Source organism: Microbacterium sp. bgisy189, assembly GCF_057707225.1.
The window spans coordinates 65,377-85,825 of the sequence record NZ_JBYIPT010000009.1 but is presented as its reverse complement, the minus strand read 5'-3'; the positions used below and the strand labels follow the sequence as shown (position 1 = coordinate 85,825).

At 68.7% G+C, this 20,449-nt stretch carries 20 protein-coding genes and 1 tRNA gene; 7 read left to right on the top strand and 14 right to left on the bottom strand.

Going from position 1 to position 20,449, the window contains the following annotated elements:
* Window positions 1–36 precede the first annotated feature (36 nt).
* Both AC3ENX_RS11880 and AC3ENX_RS11875 read left to right on the top strand, forming a co-directional pair.
* Window positions 37–636, top strand: coding sequence for a 1-acyl-sn-glycerol-3-phosphate acyltransferase (locus AC3ENX_RS11880; protein WP_434812089.1), 600 nt, complete (start codon window positions 37–39; stop codon window positions 634–636).
* A gap of 4 nt (window positions 637–640) precedes the next feature.
* Complete coding sequence (locus tag AC3ENX_RS11875; RefSeq protein ID WP_434812088.1) at window positions 641–1,198, top strand: RsmD family RNA methyltransferase; 558 nt, start codon at window positions 641–643, stop codon at window positions 1,196–1,198.
* A gap of 10 nt (window positions 1,199–1,208) precedes the next feature.
* Here AC3ENX_RS11875 and thiL read toward each other — a convergent pair whose 3' ends face one another.
* Window positions 1,209–2,183: a thiamine-phosphate kinase gene (gene thiL / locus AC3ENX_RS11870; RefSeq protein ID WP_434812087.1), complete on the bottom strand. Its 975-nt coding sequence runs from the start codon at window positions 2,181–2,183 to the stop codon at window positions 1,209–1,211.
* A 52-nt stretch (window positions 2,184–2,235) separates the two neighbouring features.
* Between thiL and AC3ENX_RS11865 the strand changes: the two genes are divergently transcribed.
* The gene (locus AC3ENX_RS11865; protein WP_434812086.1) at window positions 2,236–2,721 is read left to right on the top strand and encodes a DUF3515 family protein; all 486 of its coding nucleotides are present in this window, start codon (window positions 2,236–2,238) and stop codon (window positions 2,719–2,721) included.
* 24 nt (window positions 2,722–2,745) lie between these two features.
* Here the strand turns inward: AC3ENX_RS11865 and AC3ENX_RS11860 are convergent, their stop codons facing one another.
* The 7 genes from AC3ENX_RS11860 to AC3ENX_RS11830 all read right to left on the bottom strand — a co-directional run bounded on the left by AC3ENX_RS11860 (window position 2,746) and on the right by AC3ENX_RS11830 (window position 10,375).
* On the bottom strand, window positions 2,746–3,831 hold the full coding sequence (locus AC3ENX_RS11860) for a D-alanine--D-alanine ligase family protein (protein ID WP_434812085.1): 1,086 nt from the start codon (window positions 3,829–3,831) through the stop codon (window positions 2,746–2,748).
* Window positions 3,737–4,843: an NAD(P)H-dependent glycerol-3-phosphate dehydrogenase gene (locus AC3ENX_RS11855; protein WP_434812084.1), complete on the bottom strand. Its 1,107-nt coding sequence runs from the start codon at window positions 4,841–4,843 to the stop codon at window positions 3,737–3,739. The genes AC3ENX_RS11860 and AC3ENX_RS11855 overlap by 95 nt, the downstream gene beginning before the upstream one ends.
* Before the next feature lie 13 nt (window positions 4,844–4,856).
* On the bottom strand, window positions 4,857–5,621 hold the full coding sequence (locus AC3ENX_RS11850) for a lysophospholipid acyltransferase family protein (RefSeq protein ID WP_434812083.1): 765 nt from the start codon (window positions 5,619–5,621) through the stop codon (window positions 4,857–4,859).
* A gap of 4 nt (window positions 5,622–5,625) precedes the next feature.
* A complete protein-coding gene (gene murA, locus AC3ENX_RS11845) occupies window positions 5,626–6,999 on the bottom strand; it encodes a UDP-N-acetylglucosamine 1-carboxyvinyltransferase (RefSeq protein ID WP_434812082.1) in 1,374 nt (457 codons plus the stop codon).
* Window positions 7,000–7,071: 72 nt separating this feature from the next.
* Window positions 7,072–7,668 (bottom strand): 3-isopropylmalate dehydratase small subunit, encoded by a 597-nt coding sequence (gene leuD / locus AC3ENX_RS11840; RefSeq protein WP_434812081.1) that lies wholly within the window; start codon window positions 7,666–7,668, stop codon window positions 7,072–7,074.
* Between the two features lie 2 nt (window positions 7,669–7,670).
* Window positions 7,671–9,116, bottom strand: a complete 1,446-nt coding sequence (gene leuC / locus AC3ENX_RS11835) for a 3-isopropylmalate dehydratase large subunit (RefSeq protein ID WP_434812080.1) — start codon at window positions 9,114–9,116, stop codon at window positions 7,671–7,673.
* A gap of 173 nt (window positions 9,117–9,289) precedes the next feature.
* Window positions 9,290–10,375, bottom strand: a complete 1,086-nt coding sequence (locus tag AC3ENX_RS11830; RefSeq protein ID WP_434812079.1) for a TerC family protein — start codon at window positions 10,373–10,375, stop codon at window positions 9,290–9,292.
* A 260-nt stretch (window positions 10,376–10,635) separates the two neighbouring features.
* Between AC3ENX_RS11830 and AC3ENX_RS11825 the strand changes: the two genes are divergently transcribed.
* Window positions 10,636–11,196, top strand: a complete 561-nt coding sequence (locus tag AC3ENX_RS11825; RefSeq protein ID WP_434812078.1) for an RNA polymerase sigma factor — start codon at window positions 10,636–10,638, stop codon at window positions 11,194–11,196.
* Window positions 11,193–12,308, top strand: a complete 1,116-nt coding sequence (locus AC3ENX_RS11820; protein ID WP_434812077.1) for a DUF4349 domain-containing protein — start codon at window positions 11,193–11,195, stop codon at window positions 12,306–12,308. Before AC3ENX_RS11825 ends, AC3ENX_RS11820 begins: the two co-directional genes overlap by 4 nt.
* 103 nt (window positions 12,309–12,411) lie before the next feature.
* Here the strand turns inward: AC3ENX_RS11820 and AC3ENX_RS11815 are convergent.
* A tRNA-Glu gene (locus AC3ENX_RS11815) sits at window positions 12,412–12,487 on the bottom strand.
* Between the two features lie 106 nt (window positions 12,488–12,593).
* Here AC3ENX_RS11815 and AC3ENX_RS11810 point away from each other — a divergent pair.
* Window positions 12,594–13,232 (top strand): MBL fold metallo-hydrolase, encoded by a 639-nt coding sequence (locus AC3ENX_RS11810; protein WP_434812076.1) that lies wholly within the window; start codon window positions 12,594–12,596, stop codon window positions 13,230–13,232.
* A gap of 64 nt (window positions 13,233–13,296) precedes the next feature.
* Here AC3ENX_RS11810 and AC3ENX_RS11805 read toward each other — a convergent pair whose 3' ends face one another.
* From AC3ENX_RS11805 to AC3ENX_RS11790, 4 genes are read right to left on the bottom strand one after another with little or no spacing between them, the layout of a single operon-like run.
* The gene (locus AC3ENX_RS11805; RefSeq protein WP_434812075.1) at window positions 13,297–13,569 is read right to left on the bottom strand and encodes an HPr family phosphocarrier protein; all 273 of its coding nucleotides are present in this window, start codon (window positions 13,567–13,569) and stop codon (window positions 13,297–13,299) included.
* Window positions 13,570–13,585: 16 nt separating this feature from the next.
* Window positions 13,586–15,601, bottom strand: coding sequence for a PTS fructose transporter subunit IIABC (locus AC3ENX_RS11800; RefSeq protein WP_434812074.1), 2,016 nt, complete (start codon window positions 15,599–15,601; stop codon window positions 13,586–13,588).
* A 37-nt stretch (window positions 15,602–15,638) separates the two neighbouring features.
* Entirely contained in the window at window positions 15,639–16,586 is a 948-nt protein-coding gene (locus AC3ENX_RS11795) for a 1-phosphofructokinase family hexose kinase (RefSeq protein ID WP_434812073.1), read from the bottom strand.
* A complete protein-coding gene (locus tag AC3ENX_RS11790) occupies window positions 16,583–17,356 on the bottom strand; it encodes a DeoR/GlpR family DNA-binding transcription regulator (RefSeq protein WP_434812072.1) in 774 nt (257 codons plus the stop codon). The genes AC3ENX_RS11795 and AC3ENX_RS11790 overlap by 4 nt, the downstream gene beginning before the upstream one ends.
* Window positions 17,357–17,730: 374 nt before the next feature.
* On the opposite strand from AC3ENX_RS11790, the gene AC3ENX_RS11785 reads away from it, so the two are divergent.
* Window positions 17,731–19,479 carry a hypothetical protein gene (locus AC3ENX_RS11785; RefSeq protein WP_434812071.1) on the top strand — a complete coding sequence of 583 codons (1,749 nt, stop codon included), beginning with the start codon at window positions 17,731–17,733 and terminating at the stop codon, window positions 19,477–19,479.
* A gap of 122 nt (window positions 19,480–19,601) precedes the next feature.
* Here the strand turns inward: AC3ENX_RS11785 and AC3ENX_RS11780 are convergent, their stop codons facing one another.
* On the bottom strand, window positions 19,602–20,375 hold the full coding sequence (locus AC3ENX_RS11780; RefSeq protein ID WP_434812070.1) for a hypothetical protein: 774 nt from the start codon (window positions 20,373–20,375) through the stop codon (window positions 19,602–19,604).
* Window positions 20,376–20,449: the final 74 nt, after the last annotated feature.

Sequence of the window (20,449 nt, the reverse complement as noted above, 5' to 3'; positions counted from 1 at the left end):
GCCGGCATCCACAGCCGACGGCACTACCGTTGGATCGTGCTCCGATCCCTCATCGCCCGGGCGTACTGGGCAGTCAGCCGTTGGCGTCTGGTCACGCAGCCGGCTCCGCACCGACCGACCCTGCTCATCGGTGCGCCGCACACCTCGAACTGGGACTTCGTCCTGATGCTGGCGATCGCGTGGCGGCTCGGCATCCACGTGCGCTGGCTCGGCAAGTCTTCGCTGTTCCGCGGCTGGCGCGGTCCGATCATGCGCGCGTGGGGTGGCATTCCGGTCGATCGCGATGACGCGTCACGGGTCGTCGAGGACGTGGTCGCCCGCATCGCCGCCGGCGAGGTGTTCTCCCTCGTGGTCACACCCGACGGGACGCGCCGCAGCAGCTACTGGAAGAGCGGCTTCTACCGCATCGCCCGCCAAGCCGGCCTCGATGTGACCCTCGGATACGTCGACCGCACGACGATGACGACGGGACTCGGCCCCACCATCGGCCTCACCGGCGATGTCGGCGCCGACATGGACCGCATCCGCGCGTTCTACGCGGACAAAGCCGGCGTTCGGCCGGATCTGCGCACCGAGCCCCGCCTGCGCGACGAGTCGACCGGCGCGCACGGCGGTTCCGACGACAACGTATCGTGAGCCTGTGACGCGGATCATCGCCGGCCGTGCCGGTTCACTCACCCTCGCGGTGCCCGACGCCGGCACCCGGCCCACGAGCGACCGGGTGCGGGAGTCGGTCTTCGGCGCCCTCGAATCAGCGGGCATCCTCAACGGCGCCGCAGTCGTGGACCTCTACGCCGGCTCGGGCGCGCTCGGACTGGAGAGCGTCTCACGTGGCGCGGCCTCGGCGGACCTCGTCGAGAAGTCGCCACGGGCGGCGGCAGTGACATCCGCGAACGCACGGATCGTCGCGAAGGCGGTGGACGGCGCTGTCATCCGCGTGCACAAGAGCGCTGTCGATTCCTTCCTGCGCGCCAGCTCAGCGACCTGGGACCTCGCCTTCCTCGATCCCCCGTACGACCTCGACGACACCGCACTGCGCGGCGCACTCGAGTTGCTGCGCCCGCGCATGTCGACCGACGGGCTGGCACTGGTCGAACGGGCGACCAGGTCGGGCAGACCGACGCTGCCGGACGGCTGGCAGCCGGAACGCGATCGCCGCTACGGCGACACCACGGTGTGGTGGCTCGCAGCGGATTGACCCGCGCGGATCAGCCGCGACCGGCGTCCCAGTCCTGATACGGATCCCAGCCGCCGCGACCGTCGTGCGCGCGCCCACCGACGAGGACCGGGTGCTCGCCGCGTTCGATGACGAGTCCGATCCGGCGGAACCCCTCCGGCAGAGGTCGGAGATCAGGCGGGAAGGTCGCCAGCAGCGCATGGTCTTCGCCGCCGGTGAGGGCATCGGCATCGAGCGGGTCCAGCGCGAGCGTCACGCCGGATGCCAGGGCCATGCGCGTCGCATCGAGCACCAGCCCGTCGGAGACGTCCATCATTGCGGTCGCACCGGCCGACGCGGCTTCTCCCCCTGTGCGTACGGGCGGCGAGGGACGCAGTTGCGCAGCGAGGTCATGCTGCTCGGCATCCGACAAGTCAGCCGCGTCGACCGGCACCGGTGCGCCGTCCACGTCACGGAACCGGTCGAACAACAGCGCCAGACCCCGCCCCGCGGCGCCGAGCTCACCGCACACGCAGACGACATCGCCGACCCGTGCGCCGCTGCGCAGCACGGGATCGCGCCCGTCGAGACTCCCGAGCGCGGTCACGGCGATCGTGAGTGTGTCTGACGCGGTGAGGTCGCCGCCTTCGACCGCACAGTCCGGGGCGAGCCTCTCGCACGCGGTGCGCAGACCCGAAGCGATCGCCTCGACGAATGCGATCGGGGTCGAATCGGGCATCGCGAGCGCGACCAGCAGCGCCGTCGGCCTCGCCCCCATGGCGGCGACGTCGGCGAGGTTGACGGCGGCCGCCTTGAACCCGAGGTCGTAGCCGGATGACCAGGCGAGACGGAAGTCCGGTCCGTGCACGAGCGTGTCGGTGGTCGCGACGATGCGCCCGTCGGGTGCGGCGATCACGGCGGCGTCGTCGCCGGGACCGACCTCCGCGGTGCTCGTTCCAGCGAGGCTGCGCAGGATGCGTGCGAGCACTGCCCCCTCGCTCGACGAACCCACCGTCTCCTCCTGCATCCCCCCACGCTACCGGGGCTGGTCGTCGCCGCCGCGCAGGTAGCCTGGAGGGGTGCCACGTCTGCGTCCTGTCCGCTCCGCGCTCGTCATCGCAACGGTGGCGTTGACCGGCGCAGCCGCACTCACCGGGTGCTCGTCGACGGTGTCGATGGAGCCGGCCGCATCCGCGAACGACCCGGCCTGCGCCGAGGTCATGGTGCGTCTGCCCGACACGGTCGGCGGCGAACAGCGGCGTTGGACCGACGCGCAGGCGACGGCTTCGTGGGGCGACCCGTCGACGGTGCTGATGACGTGCGGACTCGACGCGGTCGACGCGTCCACCCTCCCCTGCCAGTCCGCGGGCGGCGTGGATTGGCTGATCGACGAGTCCCAGGCTCCGAACTACCGGTTCGTCTCCTTCGGGCGGGAGCCTGCGATCGAGGTGTACCTCGACAACGAGGTCGTCAGCTCACGCGATGTCCTCGAGCGCATCGGCGCCGTCGCAGACGATGCCCTCTCCCCGACCGGCGCGGTGTGCACCGATCGCCCGACGGACTGATCGCGTCGCCGGGGCGACGTCTCCTCAGCCTTCTCGGGCCATGTCGATCAGCTCGGTCACGAGCGCTTCGTAGCTGAGCCCCGACGCGATCCAGCACTTCGGGAACATCGAGATCGGGGTGAACCCGGGCATCGTATTCACCTCGTTGACGAAGAACTCGGTGCCGGTGAAGAAGAAGTCCACGCGCGACAGCCCCTGCCCGCCCACGGCCTCAAACGCGCGGGCCGCGATCCGCTGCATCTCGGCGATCTCACCGGGCGCCATCTCGGTCGGGCAGACGAGGTCGATGCCGGGGGCATCGAGGTACTTCGCCTCGAAGTCGTAGAAGTCGCGACCGGTGATGACGATCTCACCGGGCAGGCTCACGCGCGGCTCGCCGCCCTCGCGCCCGGCCAGCACGCCGCACTCGATCTCACGACCGACCACCGACTGCTCGACGAGCACCGTCGCGTCTTCGGCGAATGCGACCTCGAGCGCGGCATCGAGCTGATCCCAGTCAGACACCTTCGACACGCCGACGCTCGAGCCGGCACGCGCAGGCTTGACGAAAACGGGCAGCCCGAGAGAACGGATGCGTCGCCGCCACAGGTCGCCCTGACGATCCAGACGCGAACGTGTCACGGTCACCCACGGCACCACGGGAACGCCCGCGGCCTGCAGCACGCTCTTGGTCGTGTGCTTGTCCATGCCGATCGCCGACATGAGGAGCCCTGCGCCGACGTAGGGCAGGTCGAGCAGTTCGAGGAATCCCTGGATGGTGCCGTCCTCACCGAACCGGCCGTGCAGGATCGGGAACACCACGTCGACGTCGCCGAGCGAGTCGACGGTGCCGTCGGCGCGACGCACGCGCAGTTCGCGCGACGTCGCCGATTCGGGCCACAGCACGCGGGTGCCGTTGTCGGTCACCTCCGGCAGATGCGTGGGGTCGAGCGCGAACTTGCCCGGATCGTCGTCCTCGAGCACGTACGCGCCGTCACGCGTGATGCCGATCGGAATGACCCGATACCGCGATCGGTCAATCGCCTGCAGCACGCCCCCGGCCGTGGCGGAGCTGATCGAGTGCTCGCTGGAACGACCGCCAAAGAGCACCGCTACCGCCGCTTCCACCATTCTGCGTCCTCTCGCCCGTGGGCTGATCATCGTCTGTCGTGAGGTGCGGCGCGATGTCGCGCGGGTTCATGGTGCCGTCGAGCACCATCTTCACCTGTTCCACGATCGGCATCTGCACGCCGGCCTCTCGGGCCAGCTGCAGGACTGGGGCGACCGAGGCGAGCCCCTCGGCCGTCTGATTCATCTGCTTCACGACGTCTTGGAACCCGTAGCCCTGACCGAGGAGTCGGCCTGCCGTGTTGTTGCGGCTCAGAGGCGATTGACATGTCGCGATGAGGTCGCCGAGCCCGGCAAGCCCCTGCAGGGTCTCGGGGTGCGCACCTTGGGCGACCGCGAAGTCGGTCATCTCCACGAGGCCGCGCGTGATGATCGACGCCTTCGTGTTCTCGCCGTAGCCGACCCCATCGACGATGCCGATCGCGACGGCGATGAGGTTTTTCAGCACGCCGCCGAACTCGGTGCCGATGACGTCGGTGTTCACGAAGGTTCGGAAGTACCCGTTGCGTGCGCGACGGGCAACCGCGTCGGCCGTCTCCTGACTGGTCGATGAGATGACCGCCGCCGTGGGCTGCTCACGCGCGATCTCGAGCGCCAGGTTCGGCCCGCTCGCCACCGCGATACGCGCGGGATCACAGTGCAGTTCCTGCTCGATGACCTGACTCATCCGCAGTCCGGTGCGCTTCTCGACGCCCTTCATGAGGGAGACGACGGGCGCATCGGTATTGCGGACGAGCGGCCGCACGGCCTTGAGGTTCTGCCGCAGCGCCTGACTCGAGATCGCCAGGTACACCTGGCTCGCACCGTCGAGGGCCTCGGAGAGGTGATCCGTCGCCGACATGCTGCGAGGCAGGTTGATGCCGGGAAGGTACTCGCTGTTTCGCTTGGCCGCGTTGATCTCGTGGGCCAGTTCCGCGCGGCGCGCCCACATGACCACATGCGCGCCACCGTCGGCGAGCACCTTGCCGAACGTCGTGCCCCAGCTTCCGGCGCCGATGACGGCGACGCGCGGCATCGCGCTCTCGCTCCTACGACTCAAGGCGGCCCGTCTCCTTCTGACCGTGGTCGGACGGGTTCCACCGCTGCGCTGGCGGCGTCTCGCCGCGCAGCTCACCGAGCAGGCCCGAGACGGCCGCCATCGCGCGATCGGTCGCCGCGGCGAGCTGCGCGGGGGCGACCTTGCCCTCCCACTCCGACATGTCGACGGCCGGACCGAACTTCATCTGCACCCGCTTGCGAGGAGGCCAGAAGCTCAGCTTGCCGTAACGGGGCAGGATGCGCTGCACACCCCACGTTGCGACCGGAATGACGGGGATGCCGCCCGCGAGTGCAACGCGCACGGCACCGGTCTTGCCGCGCATCGGCCACAGGTCGGGCTCGCGCGTCAGCGAGCCTTCGGGGTAGACGATCACGCCCCGGTCGTGTTCGACGAGTGCAGCGGCCTGCTCGATCGTCTGCTTCGCAGCACCGGCGCTCGATGCCCGCGCGACAGGGACCATGCCGGTCGCGCGCAGCAAGGCGCCGAGCACCGGCACGCGGAACAGGCTCTCTTTCGCCATGAACCGTGGCGCCCGCCCCAGACGCCACGTGGCGACGGCGAGGATGAGCGGATCGAACTCGCTGTAGTGATTCGGCACCAGGACGTACGGCCCCTCGAGCGGCAGGTGTTCTCCGCCAGTGATCTCGATACGGGCGAACCAGCCTACTGCGGGGACGACGATCGCCGCCGCCGGCCAGAACACACTGGGTCTGGCCGTCTCGGGCGACGACCGTCGACGCGGGTTCGAGGTCACGAGGTCACCCGAGGACGTCGAAGTCAGCGCCGAGCGCCGTGAGCTTGTCGAGGATCTTCTCGTAGCCTCGGCGGATGATACCGATGTTGCGGACGATCGACTCCCCCTCGGCGGCGAGAGCCGCGATGACGTAGCTGTAACCGCCGCGAAGGTCCGGAACGACGACATCCGCGCCGTGCAGCGGCGTCGGGCCATTGATCACGGCGGCCTGCTCGAGCTCGCGGCGCGGCACGCGTCGCTCCGGGCTCGCGAACCCGTGCGGGTGCACGACGATGTCGGCCCCCATCTTGTTGAGCGCCTGCGTGAAGCCCAGTCGGTTCTCGTACACCGTCTCGTGCACCACCGACGTGCCCGCAGCCTGGGTGAGCGCGACGATGAGCGGTTGCTGCCAGTCGGTCATGAAGCCGGGGTGCACATCGGTTTCGACGACGACGGGCTTGAGAGCCTCGCCGCGGCGGAACCGAATGCCGTCCTCCTGGATGTCGAACGAGCCACCGGCCTTGCGGTAGACGTTCAGGAAGGTCAGCATCTCCTGCTGCTTGGCACCCGCGACGAAGATGTCGCCGTCGGTGGCCAGCGCGGCGCACGCCCACGAGGCGGCTTCGTTGCGGTCGAAGATGCAGCGGTGATCGTAGCCCTCGAGTCGGTCGACGCCCTCGATGAAGATGACGCGGTTCGGCTCGTAGGAGATGATCGCGCCCATCTTCTGCAGGACCGCGATGAGGTCCATGATCTCGGGCTCGATCGCCGCATTGCGAAGCTCGGTCGTCCCCTTCGCGCGCACGGCCGTGAGCAGCACCTGTTCGGTTGCGCCGACGCTCGGGTAGGGCAGCTCGATGTTCGCGCCGGTCAGGCCGCCTTCAGGCGCCGACAGCCGGATGCCGCTCGGCAGCTTCTCGACGACGGCGCCGAACGAGCGCAGCGCATCGAGGTGGAAGTCGATCGGCCGGTCGCCGATGCGGCATCCACCGAGGTCGGGGATGAACGCCTCTCCCAGCAGGTGCAGCAGCGGCCCGCAGAACAGGATCGGGATGCGAGATGCCCCCGCGTGCGCGTCGATCTCCTCCATGTGGGCCGAGACGGCCCCACTCGGATCGAGGCGCAGCACCCCGTCGCCCTCATCGTCGACGCGCACACCGTGCACCTCGAGAAGCGACCGGACGACATTGACGTCGCTGATCTCGGGAACATCGCGAAGGACCGACTCAGACTCGCCGAGAAGGGCTGCGACCATCGCCTTTGTGGCGAGGTTCTTCGCACCCTTCACGTCGACGCGACCCGTGAGCGGACGACCTCCGCGGATCACGAGCGCCTGCCCTGGGGCGGCGGCGGGTTCCGTGCTGTTGGCGGCGTCCGAAGCGCTCACGAGTGGCTTCATACGGTGGACCTCACTTGATTCTCGAGGATGCTCTGAACGGTTCGCGCCCCGTTGTGCGGGGCGTTCACCGGGCTACGGGACGGGAATCGTCCGCGGCCGCCACGCCTCTCGGCGCGCCTCGAACTGCGCGATCCGCTCTTCGTTGCGCAGTGTGAGCCCGATGTCGTCGAGCCCTTCGAGAAGCCGCCACCTAGTGTAATCGTCGATGTCGAAAGTGACGCGGAGGTCGCCGATCGTGGCGGTGCGCGTCTCGAGGTCGACCGTCATCGACGCACCGGGGTCGGCTTCGACTGCCGACCAGATCGCCTCGACATCGGCCTCGGAGACGACGCCCGTCACCAGGCCCTGCTTGCCCGCATTGCCGCGGAAGATGTCTGCGAAACGGGGGCTCAGCACGACGCGGAATCCGTAGTCGCGCAGCGCCCACACGGCGTGCTCCCGGCTGGATCCGGTGCCGAAATCCGGACCGGTCACCAGCACGGAGGCGTGACGGTACGCGTCCTGGTTGAGCACGAAGTCGGGGTCCTGCCGCCAGCTCGAGAACAGGGCGTCATCGAACCCGGTCTTCGTGACGCGCTTCAAGTAGACCGCGGGGATGATCTGGTCGGTGTCGACCGCGGATCGCCGAAGCGGAGCGACGATGCCGGTGTGGGTCGTGAACTTCTCCATGATCAGGCCTCCGAACCGGTCAGCACGGGCAGGTCGCTGGGGCTGGCGAGATGGCCGAGCACCGCCGTGGCGGCGGCGACGACCGGTGAGACGAGGTGCGTGCGTCCGCCCTTGCCCTGCCGACCCTCGAAATTGCGATTGCTCGTCGATGCGCAGCGCTCGCCCGGGGCGAGTTGATCGGGGTTCATCCCGAGACACATCGAGCACCCCGCGAACCGCCACTCGGCACCGAAATCCGTGAACACCTTGTCGAGTCCCTCGGCCTCGGCCTCGAGTCGCACTCGCGCCGACCCCGGCACGACCATGACGCGAACACCGTCGGCCTTGGTGCGACCCTCGATGATCGAGGCGAACTGACGCAGGTCTTCGATCCGGCTGTTCGTGCACGAGCCCATGAAGACCGCGTCGACCGCGATGTCCTTCATCGGCGTCCCCGCCGCGAGGTCCATGTACTGCAGCGCCCGCTCTGCGGCCACGCGCTCATTCGGGTCGGCGATGTCTGCCGGCGTCGGGACGACATCGCTGAGCGACACGCCCTGCCCGGGGTTCGTGCCCCACGTGACGAACGGCTCGAGGTCGTTCGCATCGAGGAAGACCTCGGCGTCGTAGACGGCGCCATCGTCACTCGGCAACGTTCGCCAGTATGCGACGGCGTCGTCCCAATCCTGCCCCTTCGGCGCGTGGTCGCGGCCCTCGAGGTAGGCGAAGGTCGTCTCGTCGGGCGCGACCATTCCGGCGCGCGCGCCGGCCTCGATCGACATGTTGCAGATCGTCATGCGGCCCTCCATGGAGAGCGCGCGTATCGCCGAGCCGCGGTATTCGAGGACGTAGCCCTGTCCGCCGTTCGTGCCGATCTTGGCGATGACCGCGAGGATGATGTCCTTCGCCGTGACCCCCTCGCGTAGTTCGCCCTCGACGGTGATCGCCATGGTCTTGAATGGCTTGAGCGGCAGCGTCTGCGTCGCGAGGACATGCTCGACCTCGCTCGTGCCGATGCCGAATGCCATGGCGCCGAACGCGCCGTGGGTCGACGTGTGGCTGTCTCCGCATACGACCGTGATCCCGGGCATCGTCAGGCCCAACTGCGGACCGACGACGTGGACGATGCCCTGCTCCTTGTCACCCAGCGAGTGCAGGCGAACGCCGAACTCGGCGGCGTTGTGACGCAGCGTCTCGATCTGGATGCGGCTGGTCGGGTCTGCGATCGGCTTGTCGATCTCGAGCGTCGGGGTGTTGTGATCCTCCGTCGCGATCGTCAAGTCGAGGCGGCGCACCGGTCGGCCCTCTGCACGCAGGCCGTCGAATGCCTGCGGACTGGTCACCTCGTGGACGAGGTGCAGGTCGATGTAGATCAGGTCGGGTTGACCGTCTTCGCCCTTGACGACGAGATGGTCGTCCCAGACCTTCTCGGCGAGCGTGCGCGGGTGATCGGGGATGTGGGTGGTCATTGCTGTCGTTCTCCTTGCATCGGATCAGCCCATGCCGGACTCCGCGACGAGAGCGGGCTCAGAACGAGATCTCGTCGCGGCCGCTAAGGAGAAGGAGCGCGATCCGCACCCGCCCAGACTAGCACCGGCGCCGGCGTCGATGACGCGCGACGCCGGTGTGTGACGGGTCGTCGTCAGTGTTCGTCGGCGCGCTCAGGCAACGACGCCTGCCCGTCCACCGTGGCAGGTGTGCCCTTCTCGTCGGCGACGGCTTCAGCCGCTTCGACGGGGCCGGCGGGAGCGAGTCGACGCTCACGCGACGACACGATGAGGCTCGCGACGGTGGCGACGACCATCGAGCCGACGATGACGCCCAACGACATCCAGGTGGAGATGACCGGAACCCACTCGATGTGCTCGCCGCCGTTGATGAACGGGAGTTCGTTCTCGTGCATGGCGTGGAAAACCAGCTTCACGCCGATGAAGGCGAGGATGAACGCGATGCCGTAGTGCAGATACTTCAGACGGTCCAGCAGGTCGCCCAGCAGGAAGTAGAGCTGGCGCAGCCCCATGAGCGCGAACAGGTTCGCCGTGAACACGATGAACGCGTTCTGGGTGATGCCGAAGATCGCGGGGATCGAGTCGATCGCGAACAGCAGGTCGGTCATGCCGATCGCGACGAAGACGATGATCATGGGCGTGAAGATCTTCTTGCCGTCGACGACCGTACGCAGCTTCGCGCCGTCGTACTCCTCGCTGATGTCGATGCGACGCCGGATCAGACGGACGAGGAAGTTCTCGCGCTTGACGTCGTCGTCGTGGTCGCCACCCGGGAACGCCTGACGGATCGCGGTCCAGATGAGGAAGGCGCCGAAGATGTAGAAGACCCAGCTGAACTGCTCGATGATGGCAGCGCCCGCGAGGATGAACAGCCCGCGCAGCACGAGCGCGATGATGATGCCCACCATCAGCACTTCCTGCTGATAGCGGCGCGGCACCGAGAACTGGCTCATGATCAGCACGAAGACGAACAGGTTGTCGATCGACAGGCTGTATTCGGTCAGCCAACCGGCGACGAACTGCCCCGCGTACTCACCACCGGCGAACAGCCACATGAGCCCGGCGAAGATCAGGGCGAGGGTGACGTAGAAGACGACCCAGAGTGTGGATTCGAGGGTCGATGGGATGTGCGGCCGCTTCAGGATGATGAGCAGGTCGGCGATGAGGATGAGGGTCAGCACGACGAGCGAGCCGACCTCGAACCAGACAGGGAGGTCCATGCGGGCCTTTCGGAGGTATGACGAGGGATCGAAAGTCTCTCCCCCACCCGACGGGCGGTGCGCACCCGAGGCCCCTCCGTCGGGGCCCGTGATGACGGGCGCGCAAGAACGGGATACTCCCTCTCGCTCGCACCAGAATACAGGGCGATGTTGACAGGATCCGCACGGTGAGACGATCGTGTCGATCGGGACACTCCTCCTGCGAGACGATGACCGCGACGAATCGAGTGCGGGGTGGGAGACCGCCGCGAGGGGAAGCCATGGCACAGCCTGAGGATCGTGACGACGCCGCGTTGGTCGCAGAAGCGGCCGGCGGGAGCCAGCACGCCTTCCGCACGCTGTATCGGGCCTACGCGAGACCGGTGTACTGGATCGCCCACGGTTTGGTGGGCTCGGCGGCGGATGCCGAAGAGGTCACGCAGGAGACATTCCTCGCTGCGTGGCGGAAGCTTCCCGGGCTGGAACTGCGCAGTGAATCGCTGCTCCCGTGGCTCGCGACGATCTGCCGGTTCCAATGCGCCAATCGCATCCGGCGGCTCAAGCGAGACCGAGAGCACACGCAGGCGGCTGTCGAGGAGACCCTGCCGGCGACGATCGACGTCGAAGAGCAGGTGGTCACGGCGGGGCTCGTGGATCGGATTCTGGAGGAGGTGGCGGGAATGAGTGAGATCGACCGAGAGGTGTTCCGCCTCTGCGCCGCCGAGGGATACGGCTATCAGGCCGCCGCAGATGAACTCGGCATCTCACACGGTGCCGTGCGCAATCGTCTCTCCCGGGTGCGCGCGCAGGTGCGCACCGCGATCGGAACGGAGGGACCATGACGATGGACAGGGTGGAACTGCCGCCGCTGACCGACGAGCGGATCGCGGCGATGGAGCAGGAGATCTTCGCGGCGATCACCCGCGAAGAGGCTGACGCGAAGACGAACGCGACGCGCGATGCGGCGACCCCTGCGCATGCTCGGGCTCGACGTCGGCGCAGGGTTTGGGCGGGCATCGGCATCGCGGCATCCGTCGTGCTGGTCTCGGCCGTCGCAGTGCCGTTCGTGCTCGACAGCCTGCGGCCGTACGCCTCCGGCAGCAGCACCGCCGACGAAGCGGCGCCCGGCGCCCCCGAGATGGGTCGTGAGGATTCGGATGCCGGGGGGACGAGCGCAGACCCGGGCACGGGCGCCGAGGCAGGCGACAGCACCGAGAGCGATGGCGCCATCAGCGACCGTGAGGTCACCGTCACCGCCTCGGCCACCCTCGAGGTGCCCGATGCCACCGAGGCCTCCGAGCAGATCGCTGCCGCAGCGCAGGCCGTCGGCGGGTACGTCGAGTCGATGAGCGTGTCGGCCGACGACGCAGGCTCTGCCGACGCACCGATGAGCGATGAGTACCTCGAGGGCGGCGACGTCTGGTACCCGCCGACGTCGGGCGCCTGGGTGAGCGTGAGGGTGCCCGCAGACGCCCTCGACGACTTCACGACGGGGCTTTCGGCATTCGGCGAGGTGAAGGCATCGCAGATCGTCCGCGACGACGTCACCGACGGCGCCCGCGATCTGCGTGCTCGCATCACGGCGCTCGAGACCTCGGTGGAGCGGTTGCAGGGGCTGATCGACGAAAGTGCCTCGCTGACCGAACTGCTGGCCGCCGAGGAGGCGCTCGCAGCCCGACAAGGCGAGCTCGAGGCCGCCAAGCAGCAGCTGGCCGCGATCGAAGACCGTGTCGCGCTGTCGACCCTCACGATTCAGCTCGTCGAGCCGGCCGAGGTGGTCGAAGCCGACCCTGCCGGGTTCGGGGATGGCCTGACTGCGGGTTGGAGCGGCTTCGTCGCGACGCTCAACGGCATCGTCGTCGCGTTCGGCTTCTTGCTCCCCTGGTTGGTCGTGGCCGGCATGGTCGTGCTGATCGTGTGGATCGTGCGACGTCGCCGCCGCGCCACCGACTAGAGCTGCCGTCGCCCGGTGATCGAGTGCCGCGGCAAAGGCGCGGTGTATCGAGATCCCGGAAACGAAGAACGTCCCATCCGCGATGGATGGGACGTTCTTCCTGTGGTGACCCCAGCGGGATTCGAACCCGCGTTACCGCCGTGAGAGGGCGGCGTACTAGGCCGCTATACGATGGGGCCTCACCGAGCTGCCCGAAGGCAACCGTTCAAGTATGCCACGGCCGACCGTGCCCGCCAAATCGGACTCGCACTTGCCTCGCGACGCTGCGCGGTGTGGACTGGCGGCATGCGCGTCACCAAGCACGAACACGCCTGTCTTCGTATCGAGAAGGACGGAAAGACCCTCCTGATCGACCCGGGGTCGTTCACGCTCCCCCTCAACGACCTGCACGACGTCGTCGGCGTCGTCCTGACGCACGAACACCCGGACCACTGGACGCCCGAGCATCTCGATCGCATCCGTGACCACCACCCCGACATCCCCGTGTACGGGCCTGCCGGCGTCGCTCGCGCGGCGGCTGGATACGGCGTCATCGAGGTGTCGGCCGGTGATTCGGTGACGCTCGACCCGTTCAGGCTGCGGTTCTTCGGCGGCGCCCACGCGGTGATCCACGAATCGATCCCCGGCATCGACAACGTCGGTGTGCTCGTCGATGACGAGTTCTACTACCCGGGCGACTCCTACACGGTTCCGCGGGGCGCCGACGTGCGGATGCTCGCCGCTCCCGTCGGCGCACCGTGGCTCAAGATCGGCGAAGCCATGGACTTCGTGCTCGCCGTGGCACCGCGACGTGCGTTCGGCACGCACGACATGACGTTGTCGCGCATCGGGCTCACGATGGGACGCAGTCGCTTGAAGTGGGCCACCGAGCAGGGCGGCGGCGAGTTCGTCGAGCTCGACCCGGGCGACGCCGTCGACCTCTGATCCCGCACACGACGAAGCGGATGCCGGCCTCCTCGGCGCGGCATCCGCTTCGTGTCGTTGTGGCTCAGCCCTCGGCGTCGTGGTCGACCTGCAAGAAGGCCACCAGTTCGTCGAGTGCCGCATCGGCTCCGTCGCCCTCGGCCTTGAGCGTGACGACCGTGCCTTGGGTGGCGCCGAGCCCCATGAGGCTCAGAATGCTGCCCGCGTTCAGATCAGGGCCGCCTTCGACCGCGATCGTCACCGGGATGCCGGTCTGCTGCACGGCCTGCACGAAGAGCTTCGCCGGGCGGGCGTGCAGTCCTGAGCTGCTGGCGATGGTGGTTGTGCGTTCTGCCATGTCGGTCTCCCTACCTTCACGCGGTGACTGCGACGCTATCGGTCGCGACTGCCGGCGTCGAGCGCCGGACGTATTTCTTGAGGACGACGAGCACGAGCGCCGAGACCACTGTGCCTGCCGCGAGCGCGACGAGGAAGCCCCAGATCGGCTCGATCGCGAACAGCACGAAGATGCCGCCGTGCGGCGCGTAGCTCGTCACGTTGAACCACATGCTCAACGCACCGGTGACCGCCCCGCCGACCATGGATGCCGGGATCACGCGCAGCGGATCGGCGGCCGCGAACGGGATCGCACCTTCGCTGATGAACGAGGCGCCGAGCAGCCACGCGGCCTTGCCGTTCTCACGCTCGACCGGGGTGAACAGCGGACGAGCGAGCACCGTCGAGGCGAGCGCGAGCGCCAACGGCGGCACCATGCCCGAGACCATGACGGCGGCCATGATCAGGTAGGGCGCCGTGTTGTCGGCACTCGCGGCCGCCAGACCTGTTGTGGCGAAGACGTAGGCGACCTTGTTCACGGGTCCGCCCAGGTCGAAGCACATCATGAGGCCGAGGATCACACCGACGCCGATCAGTCCTGCGCCGCTCTCGGTGAGGGAGGTGAGGCCCGCAGTCAGCGCTTCCATCAGCGCCGCGATCGGACGACCGAGGAACAGGATCATCAAGCCGGATGCCACGATCGACCCGACCAGCGGGATGATCACGACCGGCATGAGCCCCCGCAGCCAGCGGGGTGCGTTGAGCGTGCCGAGCCACCAGGCGATGAACCCGGCGAGGAGGCCACCGACGATTCCGCCGATGAAGCCGGCCGTCATCAGTAGCGCCACGGCCCCGGCAACGAACCCGGGCGCGATACCGGGACGGTCGGCGATCGCGTAGGCGATATACCCGGCAAGCACCGGCACGAGGAAGCCCATCGACGTGGACCCGATCATGAACGCGACCGAGCCGAGATACTGCCCGAGCCCACCCGCCGGCAGGCTCCAGAGCGAATTCTCGACGATGACCTTCGCCGCATCGTCGGTGACGTCGTACCCGCCGAGCAGGAACCCGAGCGCGATGAGCAGGCCGCCGCCTGCGACGAACGGGATCATGTAGCTGACGCCGGTGAGCAGGATCCGCTGGATGCGACGCCCCCACGACATCTTCTCGGTCGACGACGACACGGTCTCGGCGGCGACGCCGCTCACGCGGGTCGCGTTGGGGTCGGTTGCCGCAGCGACCGCCTCGGCGAGCATCTGCTTGGGCTGCTCGATGCCGCGTTTGACACCGGAGCGGATGACCGGCTTGCCGACGAACCGCTGCTGCTCACGCACATCCACGTCGACGGCGAAGATGACGGCGTCGGCGGCGGCGATCACTGCGGGGTCGAGCGCCTTGTAGCCGCTCGAGCCCTGCGGCTCGACGGCGAGGTCGATCCCCTCCTCCGCCGCGGCCGCGGTCAGCGCGTCGGCGGCCATGAAGGTGTGCGCGATGCCGGTGGCGCACGCCGTCACGGCGACGATCTTCGGTCCGGAAGCCGGCTCGGTCGCTGCGGGCGCTGCTGCGGCGGAGGCTGCTGCAGGAGCCGCTTCGACATCGCCCTCGCCGATCGCCTCGCGGACGATCGCGACGACGTCGTCGGCGCTGCCGGCTGCGCGCAGTCCTGCCGTGAACTCGTCCTTCATCAAGGAGCGGGCGAGCTTCGACAGCACCGCGAGGTGCTCCTCTGCAGCCGTATCCGGGGCGGCGATGAGGAACACCAGGTCGGCGGGACCATCGGGCGCGCCGAAGTCGACCCCCGGTGCGAGTCGGGCGAACGCGAGGGATGCCTGCGTCACCGCGGGACTCTTCGCGTGCGGGATCGCGATCCCACCGGGCAGTCCCGTCTCGTCCTTCTGCTCACGGGCCCACGCGTCATCGGCGAGCCGCTGTGCGTCGTCGGCACGCCCTTCGGCGGCGACCCGCTTCGCGAGCGCGGTGATGACGGCGCGTTTGTCGGCGCCCAGGTCGGCGTCGATGCTGACCAATCGTGCGGTGATGGTGTCTGCCACGGTGACCTCCTGTGGTCGATGTGCGGGCGGTTTGGATTCAGTTCGGAAGTGCGTGCACCGGGATGTCCCCGGCCGGTAGGTCGTTCGGGGTCGGCGGCTGCGTGCCGTCGAGCGAGGTGGCGGCGGCGCCGTAGCCGATTGCGGAGCGCAGGCGCTCGGCCGGGCCGGCCCCGCGCACCGCAGCGAGGAGGTATCCGGCGAGCGAGCTGTCGCCGGCGCCGACCGTGCTGCGAACCGTGATCGGCGGCGGTGAACCCGCCCACGCACCCCCAGCCTCGACGAGCACAGCGCCTCGGGCGCCGAGCGTCACGAGAGCCGCCCCGACGCGACCGGGCACCAATTCGCGGGCGACGACCGTCACAGCATCCACGAGGTCGACATCCTCGCCATACGTCGCGCCTGCGAGTTCGGCGAGTTCGATCTCGTTCGGCTTGATGAGGTCCGCTCCCCCTGCCTCGACAACGGCGCGCAGCGCGGGGCCGGAGGTGTCCACGGCGATTCGCGGAATCGACGCATGTGCCGCGCGCACTGCACGGATCATGCGGACATAGAGATCTTCGGGCGCTCCAGGCGGCAGCGAGCCGGCGAGCACGAGCCAGTCGGCGCCTTCTGCAGCTGTCACCACGGCATCGACGAGCGCGTCGAGCACCTCGGGCCCGAGCGTTGCGCCCGGCAGGTTGATCTTCGTGGTGACCCCCGACGGGTCCACGACCGCGATGTTGCTGCGCACACGTCCGGATGCCGGCACGGCGACCGTCTGCAGGCCCGTCTCGGCGAGGACGGCGCCGAACGGATCACTCGGCGCCAGGGGCAGGATCGCGACCGCGGGCTCCCCCGCCGCGGCGACCACGCCGGCGACGTTGACCCCCTTTCCACCTGCGTCTTCGCGGACGCCTGCGGCGCTCTGGACGTCGCCGATAGTCAGGGCCGCCTCGAGCGAGACGGTGCGATCGAGGCTCGGATGCGCGGTGACGGTGACGATCACGGCAGCAGCACCTCCACGTCGGCCTCCGCCAGCGAGCCGGCGAGCGGGCCGGGCGGCGCGACATCGGTCGCAAGCACATCGATCGCCGACAGTGCTGCGAACGAGACGAGCAACTCCGCGCCGAACTTCGAGCTGTCGGCGGCCACGACCACCCGGCGGGACGAGTCGACGACGGCCCGCTTCACCGCCGCTTCGTCGGGATCCGGTGTGCTGACGCCGAACGCCGCGGTCAACCCGTTCGCGCCGACGATCGCGACGTCGGGTCGAAGGCGCGTGATCGCCGAGACGGTTTCGGATCCCACCGCTGCCGCGGTGAGCCCGCGAACACGCCCGCCGATGGCGGTGAGTGCGACGCCAGGAACACCGGCGAGGATCTGCGCGACCGCCATGGAATGCGTGACGACTTCCACCGGCGCGGCACCCCGACGATCGGCCAGCAACGCGGCGACGGCCGCGGTCGTCGTTCCCGCGTCGAGGTAGATAGACCCGCCGGGCGGCAGCGTCGCAATGACGGCGGCTGCGATCGCGCGCTTGGCGCCGGTGTGCCGGGCGGTGCGTTCGATCACCGATGACTCCGCCGTGCTCACACGTTCGGGTGCAACGGCGCCACCGTGCACACGGCGGACGAGTCCCGCGCGCTCCAGCAGATCGAGGTCGCGGCGCACGGTCTCTGTCGTGACGCCGAAGCGGGCCGCGAGATCGATCACGGCAACCCGGCCATCGCTGCCGACAAGTCGTTCGATCAGGTCCTGTCGCTCCGTCGCGTACACAGTTGCCTCCCCGCGTTTCCAACACATTACAACACAGACCCACAGAGAACAAGATCCATCTTTCGCCGATGATCTGCGCGAGTCGACGTGTCGGGTTCAACCAACGAGTTGCGAGCCATTTGTAGAAAGCGCACAAGAAACTCAAGCCCACGCGGCGTGGGACTTAGTTTCAGCCGAAGTTTCTTCCCAGCCTCCTCGGAGCCGGTCTCCCCCGCTGTTAGCGTCGTCACGCTTCACGGCGCACGTCCTCCACGGCAATGGCCGCACGCGAGAACGCATGGACCCACCGAAGAGTCCGCCGTCGTACCGATACCCATCGGAGCACCCCCACCACGCCCGCAGCGCAGCGGGCGCGAGACACTACGGAGTCCTCGATGTCGAGAACACACGCACACGTCCACGGGATGGGCATGCGGATCACGGTGATCGTCCTCGGCGTGCTGCTTGCCGCCATGACGACCCTGTTCCTCTTGACCGCCGCCAAACTCTCCGACGGAGCCAACCGCCTCGACGCCGGCGCCGCCTCCGCTTCGGACGGATCCACGCGCGTGGCAGACGGCGCAGCCGACCTCGCATCCGGGGCCGGCGAGCTCGCCGAAGGCGCCGCAGCACTGGACGACGGGGCTGTCAGCGCGACCGAGGGCGCCGGCAAGCTGGCCGAAGGTGCCACCTCGGCTGCCGACGGGGCTGCCCGGCTCTCGGACGGCGCGACCCGCCTCGCGACCGGCGCGCAGACCCTCGCCGACGGCACCGTGAGCAACCGTGACGGCGCGCAGCGACTGCTCACCGGCACGATCAGCGCCGCTGACGGCGCGGGCGCGCTCTCTGCCGGCGCGGGTCGTCTGTCAGACGGCCTCACCAAGGCGCAGGCCGGTGTCGTCAAGCTCGAAACGGGCGCGGGAGACCTCGCGAAGGGTGCGAAGACCGCCGCTGACGGCGGCAAGCAGCTCACTGCCGGGCTCGGGACGGCCGCCGACGGCGCCGACCAGCTCTCGGCCGGCATGAGCACCGCTGCGGCCGGCGGCAAGCAGCTCTCCGACGGCATCGCCACCGCGGCCGCGGGCGGATCGCAGCTCGCGGGCGGCGCTCAGCAGTTGGATGCCGGCCTCCAGCAGGGCCTTGCCGGCACCACGAAGCTCGCCGACGGCACCACGACGCTGGCCGGCGGAGCCTCGCAGGTCGCCGACGGCGCGACCGAGCTCGCCACCAAGCTGCGCGCAGCCGCCGTGCTCGTGGCCGCACACCCCGTCTACGGTCCGATGATGGACGAGGCGGCCGATGGCGCCGAGCGTCTGCGCGATGGTGCCGTCCAGGTGCGCGACGGTGCGGTCGAGGTGCGCGACGGCACCGCTCAGCTCCACGAAGGAACGCAGCAGCTCGCGGCCGGTTCCAGCCAGCTCGCGACCAAGACGGGCGAACTGTCGACAGGGCTCAACACGCTCTCGACGAAGTCGGGTGAGCTCGTCGCCGGACTCGACACCCTCGCCGACAAGTCGGGCGAGTTGGCGACCGGTCTCGACACGGCGACGACCAAGTCGGGCGAACTGGCCGCAGGCCTCGGAAAGATCCACACCGGTGCAGGCACGGTCGCGGCCGGTCTCAACACTCTGAGCGGCAAGACGGGTGAGCTCAGCGAGGGCGGTGTGACGCTCGCGACGAAGGCGGGCACGCTCGCGAACGGCCTCGGCGAGATCCGCAACGGCACGCAGCGCCTCGCCGACGGATCGCTTCGGCTGCTGGCCGGCGCCGAGAGCGTCGCCACCGGCGCCGGAGAGCTCTCGACGGGTGCGGGCAGCCTCTCCGAAGGTGCCACCAAGCTGTCCGCCGGTGCGACGACGCTGTCGGATGGACTCGGCTCACTCTCGGACGGTGCGAACAAGCTCTCGGACGGCACCACCCGTCTGTCCGACGGTGCGACCACGCTTGCCAGCGGCACCGGAGAACTGAGCGACGGCAACGCGCAGCTCGCCGCAGGCACGGGCGAACTCGTCGCCGGAACGTCCGGACTCACCCCGACGCTGCTGCCGTGGCTCATCGGCGTTGGGCTGGCCGGATTGATCGCCGTCGCACTGTGGATCGGACACCGCATCAGCCACCGCAACCGCGCAGCGGGCGTGATCTGATCGGAGCGCATACGGGAGGGTTCGGCCGCGGCCGGGCCCTCCCGTCCGTTTGTGCTCCCGCAACGCGACGCCGGCCCCGACCGTGGTGATCGGGGCCGGCGTCGGCGGCAGAATGCTGAGGCTCAGGCCTCGCTCATCGCCACGACCTCCTGCTGCCCACGAGCAGCGAGGGCGGCGGCGCGAGCGGCAATGCGCCGCTCCTGCTCGATCTGACCGGCATCCAGGGTCTCCTGATCGACCGGGTAGCTCTCGACCTTGTTCACGCCGTTGTACTTGGCGATGTAGGCGTCGAGTTCGGGACCCGACTCCCACGAGGTGATGAGGCAGTAGCGCGGCTCGTCGCCGTAGTGGGCGCATGCGTGCCACAGACGCTGCGTGTCGACGATCAGCTGAGCACCGGCGGGCAGCGCGATGCGCGTCTCCTCGCTCGGATCGGTCCGGTTCTCGCGCAGCACGAAGTAGCTCGTGGTGTCGTCGGTGAGGTTGAAGAACCCACGCACGACCCAGCCGGTGCCGTCCGGGTTCAGACGGTTGTTGTCGTCCTGGTGGAGGTTGTAGAGGCAGTCGGCGTACGTGTTCGGCTGCAGTTCGATGACGCGGCAGCGTCCGACGTTCGCGCCGGGCTCCTGCGCGCGCTCGGTGAGCGTGGGCGCAAGCTCGGTCTGCGCGTCGATCCAGACGCCGTCCTTGTCAGTGCGCGGCGGCTTGTGGTTCCAGAAGCCGTTGCATTCGATCTCACCCTTGGCCGACGCGAGCGGCGCGAAGCGGGTGTCGCCCGAAGACTTCCAGTCGACATACTCGATGTCGAGCCATTCCTTCGGATCGATCTCTCGGTTGTAGCGGTCGAGGACGACGTAGCCGGTTTCCTCGAGCGCAGCGGACTTGATGTAACCCATGGGTCTCATCACCTTTCTGTCGGACAAGCGAAGTTTTTACAGGCCCGACTGAGGTCACCCTACCCTCGGCCCTT

What these genes read in the sequence shown, in the direction of transcription:
- thiL (WP_434812087.1), bottom strand. Translation starts at nt 2,183, where the DNA reads ATGCAGGAGGAGACGGTGGGTTCGTCGAGCGAGGGGGCAGTGCTCGCA.
- AC3ENX_RS11860 (WP_434812085.1), bottom strand. Translation starts at nt 3,831, where the DNA reads ATGGTGGAAGCGGCGGTAGCGGTGCTCTTTGGCGGTCGTTCCAGCGAG.
- AC3ENX_RS11855 (WP_434812084.1), bottom strand. Translation starts at nt 4,843, where the DNA reads ATGCCGCGCGTCGCCGTCATCGGCGCCGGAAGCTGGGGCACGACGTTC.
- murA (WP_434812082.1), bottom strand. Translation starts at nt 6,999, where the DNA reads ATGAAGCCACTCGTGAGCGCTTCGGACGCCGCCAACAGCACGGAACCC.
- leuD (WP_434812081.1), bottom strand. Translation starts at nt 7,668, where the DNA reads ATGGAGAAGTTCACGACCCACACCGGCATCGTCGCTCCGCTTCGGCGA.
- leuC (WP_434812080.1), bottom strand. Translation starts at nt 9,116, where the DNA reads ATGACCACCCACATCCCCGATCACCCGCGCACGCTCGCCGAGAAGGTC.
- AC3ENX_RS11830 (WP_434812079.1), bottom strand. Translation starts at nt 10,375, where the DNA reads ATGGACCTCCCTGTCTGGTTCGAGGTCGGCTCGCTCGTCGTGCTGACC.
- AC3ENX_RS11825 (WP_434812078.1), top strand. Translation starts at nt 10,636, where the DNA reads ATGGCACAGCCTGAGGATCGTGACGACGCCGCGTTGGTCGCAGAAGCG.
- AC3ENX_RS11820 (WP_434812077.1), top strand. Translation starts at nt 11,193, where the DNA reads ATGACGATGGACAGGGTGGAACTGCCGCCGCTGACCGACGAGCGGATC.
- AC3ENX_RS11810 (WP_434812076.1), top strand. Translation starts at nt 12,594, where the DNA reads ATGCGCGTCACCAAGCACGAACACGCCTGTCTTCGTATCGAGAAGGAC.
- AC3ENX_RS11805 (WP_434812075.1), bottom strand. Translation starts at nt 13,569, where the DNA reads ATGGCAGAACGCACAACCACCATCGCCAGCAGCTCAGGACTGCACGCC.
- AC3ENX_RS11785 (WP_434812071.1), top strand. Translation starts at nt 17,731, where the DNA reads ATGTCGAGAACACACGCACACGTCCACGGGATGGGCATGCGGATCACG.
- AC3ENX_RS11780 (WP_434812070.1), bottom strand. Translation starts at nt 20,375, where the DNA reads ATGGGTTACATCAAGTCCGCTGCGCTCGAGGAAACCGGCTACGTCGTC.